Annotated in this window: 10 protein-coding genes; 4 read left to right on the forward strand and 6 right to left on the reverse strand. The window is 66.8% G+C overall.

Annotated features, from left to right (window positions below):
- Both MK181_10560 and MK181_10565 read left to right on the forward strand, forming a co-directional pair.
- A partial coding sequence (locus MK181_10560) for an LLM class flavin-dependent oxidoreductase (protein ID MCH2420240.1) occupies positions 1–509 on the forward strand: 509 nt, incomplete at its 5' end.
- On the forward strand, positions 506–1,375 hold the full coding sequence (locus MK181_10565; protein MCH2420241.1) for a TIGR03619 family F420-dependent LLM class oxidoreductase: 870 nt from the start codon (positions 506–508) through the stop codon (positions 1,373–1,375). The genes MK181_10560 and MK181_10565, both read left to right, overlap by 4 nt.
- Positions 1,376–1,455: 80 nt before the next feature.
- Here the strand turns inward: MK181_10565 and MK181_10570 are convergent, their stop codons facing one another.
- The 3 genes from MK181_10570 to MK181_10580 all read right to left on the reverse strand — a co-directional run bounded on the left by MK181_10570 (position 1,456) and on the right by MK181_10580 (position 3,432).
- On the reverse strand, positions 1,456–2,085 hold the full coding sequence (locus tag MK181_10570; protein MCH2420242.1) for an MBL fold metallo-hydrolase: 630 nt from the start codon (positions 2,083–2,085) through the stop codon (positions 1,456–1,458).
- A gap of 10 nt (positions 2,086–2,095) precedes the next feature.
- Positions 2,096–3,178 carry an S-(hydroxymethyl)mycothiol dehydrogenase gene (locus MK181_10575; GenBank protein ID MCH2420243.1) on the reverse strand — a complete coding sequence of 361 codons (1,083 nt, stop codon included), beginning with the start codon at positions 3,176–3,178 and terminating at the stop codon, positions 2,096–2,098.
- A gap of 95 nt (positions 3,179–3,273) precedes the next feature.
- Positions 3,274–3,432, reverse strand: a complete 159-nt coding sequence (locus tag MK181_10580) for a hypothetical protein (GenBank protein ID MCH2420244.1) — start codon at positions 3,430–3,432, stop codon at positions 3,274–3,276.
- Between the two features lie 44 nt (positions 3,433–3,476).
- Here MK181_10580 and MK181_10585 point away from each other — a divergent pair, with 44 nt between their 5' ends.
- A complete protein-coding gene (locus MK181_10585) occupies positions 3,477–4,550 on the forward strand; it encodes an NAD-dependent epimerase/dehydratase family protein (protein MCH2420245.1) in 1,074 nt (357 codons plus the stop codon).
- 31 nt (positions 4,551–4,581) lie between these two features.
- On the opposite strand, the gene MK181_10590 is transcribed toward MK181_10585, so the two are convergent.
- The 3 genes from MK181_10590 to thrS are packed head-to-tail and all read right to left on the reverse strand — an operon-like array spanning position 4,582 to position 7,537.
- On the reverse strand, positions 4,582–5,061 hold the full coding sequence (locus MK181_10590; protein ID MCH2420246.1) for a hypothetical protein: 480 nt from the start codon (positions 5,059–5,061) through the stop codon (positions 4,582–4,584).
- On the reverse strand, positions 5,058–5,528 hold the full coding sequence (locus MK181_10595; protein ID MCH2420247.1) for an HIT domain-containing protein: 471 nt from the start codon (positions 5,526–5,528) through the stop codon (positions 5,058–5,060). Before MK181_10595 ends, MK181_10590 begins: the two co-directional genes overlap by 4 nt.
- A 41-nt stretch (positions 5,529–5,569) precedes the next feature.
- Positions 5,570–7,537 carry a threonine--tRNA ligase gene (gene thrS / locus MK181_10600; protein ID MCH2420248.1) on the reverse strand — a complete coding sequence of 656 codons (1,968 nt, stop codon included), beginning with the start codon at positions 7,535–7,537 and terminating at the stop codon, positions 5,570–5,572.
- Between the two features lie 160 nt (positions 7,538–7,697).
- Between thrS and MK181_10605 the strand changes: the two genes are divergently transcribed.
- Positions 7,698–8,210, forward strand: a 513-nt coding sequence (locus MK181_10605; GenBank protein ID MCH2420249.1) for an SDR family oxidoreductase, incomplete at its 3' end; no start/stop codon positions are given.

Raw genomic sequence — 8,210 nt, forward strand, 5'->3', positions numbered from 1 at the left:
TTGCCGATCGCGGTCGTCTCCTGGACCATACCCTCGAAGTCTGTGAGGTACTGTGGGGCGGAACTCGGGTGTCCTATGAGAGCCCGGAGCTCGGGTTCGAAGGGGTTTATTCCATGCCCGGGCCGGTGGAGGCGGCCGGCATCCCGGTCTGGGTGAGCGGGACAGCTAACCGTCGAACAGCGAGGCGCTTGGCCCGCTTCGGAACCGGCTGGATCCCGTGGGGTGATGACCGGTCCGACCCGGTCGCCGGCTTGGCCAGGATGTGCGCCCTGTTCGATGAGTTGGGCCTTGGTGAGGGCCCTGCCGAGGTCCAGGGCTCGGTACCGACGGTCCGGGAGCCGGATGGAACCTTCGACCTTTCGGCGACCATGGCCGGGGTTCCCGACCTGGTGGCTGCGGGAGTGACCGACTGTCGCCTGACGCTGCGCCTGCCCGACGGCCTTGAGGAGGCCACTGATCTGCTGGGGTGTGCCGTCGGTGCCTTCCGGTCAGCTGTCGGTCGACGGTGAAGCTCGGTTTCTTTGGCGTTAACGCCGGCGTGGTCTCCGATCCGGAGGCCATGGTCGCTGTGGCGATCACCGCTGAGGCGGCCGGCTGGGAGTCGGTCTGGACTGGTGAGCACCTGGTGGCCTCTAGCCCTCGCCGACCACCGTCACCGGTGCCGCCCGACACCCACTTCGTGGATCAGGTGGCCTCTCTGGCCTTTTTGGCCGCCCACACCCGGACACTCCGGCTCGGGACCGGCATTGTGATCCTCCCGCAGCGCAACCCGGTGGTCCTGGCCAAGGAATTGGCCTCTGTGGATGTCCTGTCCGGGGGGCGTCTGGAGGCCGGGTTCGGCGTGGGCTATGTGCCGGACGAGTTCGACGCTGTAGGTGTGCCGTTCTCCGAGCGGGGTGTCCGAACCACCGAATACATCGACGCCCTGCGAGCTCTCTGGCGCGGCGACCTGTCGTTCTCTGGGCGCTTCACCTCGTGGGATGGTGTGGAGGCTCACCCTCGCCCCGTATCTCCATCGGGTCCGCCAATCCACGTCGGCGGCAACTCGCCTGCCACATATCGAAGGGCTGTGCTCCAGGCTGATGGCTGGTACGGCTTCGCGACAACTCTGGCCTCCACTGCCAACGCTCTGGAGGCCATCCGACAGAACCTCGAGGCGCTGGGCCGGCCTGCTGACCGGGCCAGGATCCAGATGAGTGTCACCCCGTCCGAACCGGTGAACCGAGACCTAGTCCGTCGCTACGAGGACCTGGGCGTCGATCGCCTGATCTTGGTGCGCGACTTCCGGGACACGGCCGGGGGGCCCCACCCGGAGCGGGCGACTGCCGTTCTGTCCTTTCTCGCCGACACCCCCACCACTCTCGGCCTCGACTAACTAGGTGGCTACTAGCTCCGTTTCCCACCACTGCCTGGGTCAGACATCACTAAGACCAAGGCCGGGGTTCAGGCGAACGCCTAGCCCACAGTTCCGCCTGGCTGGCCCAGCCGGTCTGCCTCAGCGCCGACGGTCGTGGACTCACCGTGTCCGGTGTGAACCTCAGTGGCCGAGTCCAGCACGAAAAGCCGAGACCGGATGCTGTCAACCAGGATCCCCCGGTCGGAGAACGACCGCCCGGTTGCTCCGGGGCCACCGTTGAACAGGGTGTCGCCGGAGAACACCACGCCGAGAGTCGGCACGTGGATGCAGCACCCGCCAGGCGAATGGCCTGGGGTATGGAAGATGGTCAGTTCGTCCCCGGCCACACCAATCGACAGGCCGTCCTGGAGAGGGTCATCGATCCGACGGTCGGGGTGCACCACGTCCCACAGCATCCCGTCGTCGGGGTGCAACCAGATCGGGGCGTCAACGGCGTCGGCCAACTCCACAGCGGCGTTGATGTGGTCGTTGTGACCGTGGGTGCACAGCACCCCGAGAGTCCGACGACCGGCTACCGCTTCGGCGATCGGCTGGTGGTCATGGGCAGCGTCTATGACCACCACCTCGGAGTCGTCGCCCACCAACCAGACGTTGTTGTCGACTTCAAAGTCCTCGCCGTCCAGCGAGAAGATCCCACTGGTCACCACCCGCTGGATCCGAAGCCCCACCTCGCAGCCCCTACAGCACGACCACGGAGCGCAAGACCTCGCCACGTTCCATGGCGTGGAAGGCCTCCTCGACCTCGTCGAGGGCAATGGTCTCGGAAACAAACCGGTCCAGATCCAGCCGGCCCTGTAGGTACAGGTCGATAAGCATCGGAAAGTCCCGGCTGGGCAGGCAGTCGCCGTACCACGACGACTTGAGCGTGCCGCCACGACCGAACACCTCGATCATCGGCAACTCGACCTTCATTTCCGGGTTGGGCACCCCGACCAGGACTACCGTTCCGGCCAGGTCGCGGGAGTAGAAAGCCTGCTCGTAGGTAGCAGGGAGGCCGACTGCCTCGATGGCCACATCCACACCGTTGCCCCCGGTTAGACCACGTATGGCTTCGATCGGATCCTCGTTGGTGGAGTTCACCGTGTGAGTGGCCCCGAAATTGCGGGCGATGTCCAGTTTCCGATCGTCAATGTCTACAGCGATGATCGTGTGCGCTCCGGCTAGGCGGGAACCGGCGATGGCCGCGTCGCCTACACCTCCGCAGCCGAACACGGCGACTGAGTCGCCACGGCCCACGCCCCCGGTGTTCATGGCCGCGCCCAGCCCGGCCATGACACCGCAGCCGATCAGTCCAGCCACCTCGGGAGGCGCCGCGGGATCGACCTTGGTGGCTTGGCCCGCGGCCACCAGGGTCTTTTCGGCAAAGGCTCCGATACCCAACGCCGGGGAGAGTTCCACTCCGCCCAGGGTCATCTTCTGCGTGGCGTTGTGAGTGGCGAAGCAGTACCAGGGTCGTCCCCGCAGGCAGGAGCGGCACTGCCCGCAAACGGCCCGCCAGTTCAGGACCACAAAGTCGCCGACGGCCACGTTGGTCACGCCGTCACCGACCTCTTCGACGATCCCGGCCGCCTCGTGACCGAGGAGGAACGGGAAGTCGTCGTTGATGGCGCCCTCCCGGTAGTGCAGGTCGGTGTGGCAGACCCCACAGGCCTGCACGGTCACCAGGACCTCCCCCGGTCCGGGATCGGGGACCTCGATGATCTCCACGGTGACCGGTTCCCCCTTAGCGCGGGCCACCACGGCTCGGACGCTGTGCGGCATGACTTCCCTCTGTGTTGGCCGGACGGCCCGAATCCGGACCGAGAACGACCGGAAACTAACAGGCTGCCGTTCAGCTCTCTTCGAACCGAGACCGGTCAGCGATCCCGATGGCGGTCGGCCAGGACAGCGGCCAGCCCCGTGAAGCCAGCCAGGACGAGCAGGAACGCCACTGCGCTGGTCTGCACCACCCCGGTGGCCGCTGCGACGACGCCTAGTACCACGATGATCAGCGGGACGCGTGGCACGGCTCGCACCGGGCCATCATGGCAGGCGGCGGTCCCGCGCCGTACCGTTCCCAGTGGGCGTCGAGCAAGGGGGTCTTGGTGTGAGGGTGGCCATCACCGGGGCCTCAGGCTTTGTCGGCTCGCACTGCTTGGCCGCCGCCGTAGCGGCCGGACACGAGGTCCGGGCCGTGGTCCGGAACCCGGCTAAGGCACGGGCGGCGGCCATCCTCCACGGCCTGGATCCCGACAGCATCGATATAGCACTGGCTGACCTCACCGATCACGATGCCCTTCGGGCCTCCCTGGCGGGGGTAGACGCTCTCATCCACGCAGGCGCCGTGTTCAGCTTGGGTCCTCGAGACGCCCGCCGGATGCGGGCCGTGAATCCAACCTCTACCCGGATATTGCTGGATGAGGCAGCCGAGCGGGGCCTAAACCGGGTGGTACACGTGTCGTCAATGGGCGTATACGGAGCCAGCCGGACCCGTGTGGACCCCACCACACCGACCGGCCCGGAGTGCGGCGCCTACACAGGAAGCAAGATCGAAGCCGACGCGGTTGCCGTAGCCCACCAAGAGGCCGGCCAACCGGTGGTCATCGTCTGCCCGGGCGGCATCATCGGACCCCGGGATCCCAGCCCCGAACTCAGCGACTCCATGGCCCCCGTTCTGGACGGCCTTCGCCGATCGGTGGTTCCTCTGCCGAAGGGCGCGTGCTTCGGAATGGTCGACGTTCGCGACGTGGCCGCTGTGTGCGTGGGGTCGCTGACTACGGGCTCGGCTCAGGCACGGCACCTGGTGGCCGGCCACCTCGTAGGACCGGCCGACCTGCTCCGGTTGTCGGCGCACTTGACCGGTCGTCCAGTACGCATCGTGGGCTTTCCGGCCCCACTGCTAACCGCAGTTGGTTTGCTGTGCGATCTGGTGGGTCGGGCCACGGCCAACAAAATGCCTCTCGACGTGGAGGTCGCCCGAATGACGGCGGCCAACATGCGAGCCGGCGGCCTGCAGGAGGTTGACCAGGCGAGTGCCGCCGATGCTTTCGGGTTCCCCACCATCCCGCTGGAGACCACGGTGGCCGAGACGGTGACATGGCTTCACAGCGCCGGGTACCTGTCCGACGAGCAGGCGGGCAACCTGGCCGGCTGAAACCCGCCGAATACGGGTCAGGTCGACTCGGTCAGGCCTTTGGTACGCCCAAATGCCCCAGAGCCTCCACCGCCCCCTCCGGGCCGTCGACGCTTACCCAAAACCGTCGACCACCAGTCAACTCCAGGTGGAGGCCGTCGCCGCTCCGGATTACGGCCCGGGCCATCCGGAAGAACCGCAGACTGCCCCTGTAGCCGAGGCCTTGGGTCTGCCACCTGGTCATCCGTTCGGCCCTCGCCCCTTCGATCCCCTCCAATCGGAACCGTTGGACTGGCCGGCCTCCAAAGCCGTAGGAGACCTGCACCCCGGCCTCGGCCACCACCACATCAATCCGCCGGAAGATTAAGGAGGTGAAGGCGACCAAGCCGCCAGAGATCAGGGCCGGCCAGGCCACCGGAATCAGGGTCACCAGAACAGCCAGCAAAAACACCAAAGACACAGCTAGCCGGGTCGGCCACCGTGCCGTGGCCGACCCCTCCCAAAGGATCGGGACGTTACCGGCGGGGGTCACCCGGGCCAGGCATCACGCAACCGTCGCCAGGACTCGTCCAGGGCAATGGGCAACACCCGGAGGTTGGCCGTCGCCGTGGTGAAGTTCGTATCGCCTACCCAGCGGGGCACCACGTGAACGTGGAGGTGGTCGGGTACGCCGGCACCAGCCGCCGGGCCCAGGTTCAGGCCTACGTTCACGCCTCCCGTCGAAAATGCTGACTCCACAGCGGCAACCGCGTCACGGACCATCACCCACAACCCGTCATGCTCCTCGTCAGTCAGACCGTTCAGGGTGGCCACAGCCCGGCGGGGCAACACCATGAGATGTCCGCTGGTGTACGGGTATGCGTTCAGGAGGGCAAAGCAGGTCGCTCCGCGGTGAATGACGTAAGTCTCGGCATCGTCGAGCCCGGACTGTTCGATGACCTCAAAGAGGGTCCTGCCGTCCTGGCCGTCGGCTGGGGTAGCGGCGTCCGGATCGGACACGTAGGCGTATCGCCAGCCGGCCCACAGGCGCTCGATGTCGTTCAGAGCCTCGCCTCCACGTTGGCCGACAGCCGTTCCAGGAACTCGTCGAGGGGCAGGTCTCGTTCCGGGGCCTCAGCACCCCGGGCGTTGTCGCCCACCGTGCCGTTGGCCGCATCGTCGTCACCCACCACCAGTACGTGAGGCACCTTGGCCACCTTGCCGGCCCGCACCCGCTTTCCCAGAGGCTCGTCAGCCGGGTCCACGGTGGCCCGGAACTGGGCGGCCACCAAATGGTCCCGGACCGACTCGGCGTAGGCCTGGTGCTCGTCGGCCACCGGCAGCACCCGAACCTGCTCGGGAGCCAGCCATAGCGGGAACGCCCCGGCGTAGTGTTCGATCAGCACGCCGAAGAACCGCTCGATGGACCCCATCAACGCCCGGTGGATCATCACCGGCCGGTGGCGACCGCCGTCGGCGCCCACGTACTCCAGCTTGAAGCGTTCCGGCAGGTTGAAGTCCAGCTGGATGGTGGAGAGTTGCCACGGTCGGCCGATGGCGTCGGTGACGTCGACGTCGATCTTCGGCCCGTAGAAGGCTCCACCGCCCTCGTCCACGACGTAGTCCAGCCCCGCTGACTCAAGCGCCGACCGGAGGCCGTCGATGGCCATGTCCCACAGGGCGTCCTCGCCCACCGACTTCTCGAACGGCCGAGTGGACAGCTTGGCTTGGAAGTCCTCGAACCCGAATGCCCGCAGCACCGAGAGCGTGAAGTCCAGCAGGGAGGCCAACTCGTCGAGTACCTGGTCGGGAGTACAGAAAATGTGGCTGTCGTCCTGCGTGAATCCCCGGCTGCGGAGCAGGCCGTGGATAGCCCCGGACAACTCGTAGCGGTAGACGGCACCCAGTTCGAAGAATCGGCGTGGAAGGTCCCGGTAGCTCCGCTGCCCGCTCTGGAAGATGGCCACGTGGAACGGGCAGTTCATGGGCTTCGGGTAGTAGGTCGCCCCGTCCACCTCCATCGGCGGATACATCCCGTCGGCGTAGAAGTCGAGGTGTCCGCTCGTCTCCCACAGAATCGACTTGGCGATGTGGGGGCTGTAGACGAAGTCGTACCCACCAGCCTCGTGACGGGCCCGGCTGTAGTCCTCAATCAGTTTGCGGACCAGGGCTCCCTTGGGATGCCATACAGCCAGGCCCGGGCCGAGCGCCTCGGGCCACGACACAAGGTCCAACTCGGTGGCCAGGCGACGGTGGTCCCGCTTTTCGGCCTCGGCCAGGCGGTGCAGGTGACCTTTCAGGGCCTTCTTGTCGGCCCACGCTGTGCCGTAGATCCGCTGGAGCATGGGCTGCCTCTCATCACCCCGCCAGTAGGCACCAGCCACCTTCTGGAGGGCGAAGTGGCCGAGACGCCCTGTGGTGGGCACGTGCGGGCCGGTACACAGGTCGATGAACCCGTCTCCGTTGCGGTAGTAGGTGACAGTTCCATCGGCGGCAGCCTCGCCGGCCAACTCGGTGTCAGCATTCCCGCTGGTGACCTGTTCGATGATCTCACGCTTGAACCGATGGTTGGCAAAAAGTTCGAGCGCATCATCGGCCCCGGCCTCGCAGCGCTCGAAGGCCTGGTCGGCATCGACGATCAAGCGCATCCGGGTCTCGATGGCCTCCAGGTCGTCCTGACTGAATGTGACACCACCGGGTAGCTCGAAGTCGTAGTAGAAGCCGTGCTCGATGGGAGGACCGATGGCGTAGGTAGCGCCGGGCCAGAGCTCCAGCACGGCCTGAGCTAGGACGTGGGCCGTGGAATGCCGGAGGGTGTGGAGACCCTCGTCGCTGTCCGCCGTCACGATGGCCACCGTGGCCCCGTCGGGCAGGGGTCGGTCGAGGTCCCTGCTATCCCCATTGACGTTGGCGATGATGGCCGCCTTCGCCAGACCCGGACCGATGTCGGCAGCCAGATCGACCCCCGTCGCCCCCTTAGGAAGGGTGCGCGTCGAACCGTCGGGGAGGGTGATGGTCAGATCGGACATGGTTATCCCGAGGCTAGCGACCCCGCCCCGCCCCCGGATCGACGGTTGACGGCCACCCAATCTCGCCGGTCGCCCCCACGGAAACCGGACCGGCCCTAGGATCGCCAACCGACCGGCCGGATCTACCGGCCGTGGCGACCAGACGAAAGGCGGTCCTGGCGTGGGGATCCTTGACGGCAAGCGGCTGCTCATCACCGGCGTGCTGACCGACGCCTCCTTGGCGTTTGCCGTGGCGCGCCTGGCCCAGGACGAGGGAGCAGAGATCGTGCTGACCGGGGCCGGCCGGGGTATGCGCCTCACCGAGCGGACGGCCCGCAAGTTACCCCGGGAGGCCGAGGTCCGGGAGTTCGACGTGACGTCCGCCGAACAGGCAGGCAACCTCCGTGAGTACCTCTCGTCGACCTGGGGTCGGGTGGATGGGGCTCTCCACGCCATCGGGTTCGCCCCCGAGATCTGCCTGGGCGAGGACTTCATGGCCGCCAAGTGGCCCGACGTGGCCGTGGCCATGGAGATCTCCGCCTACTCACTCAAGACAGTGGCCGAGATAGTGGCCCCGCTCATGACCAACGGAGGTTCGATCGTGGGCCTGGACTTCGACGCCCGGTTCGCCTGGCCCGCCTACAACTGGATGGGCGTGGCCAAGGCCGCCCTCGAGTCCACGTCCCGTTACCTG

The organism is Acidimicrobiales bacterium (genome assembly GCA_022452035.1).
Lineage (GTDB): Bacteria > Actinomycetota > Acidimicrobiia > Acidimicrobiales > MedAcidi-G1 > UBA9410.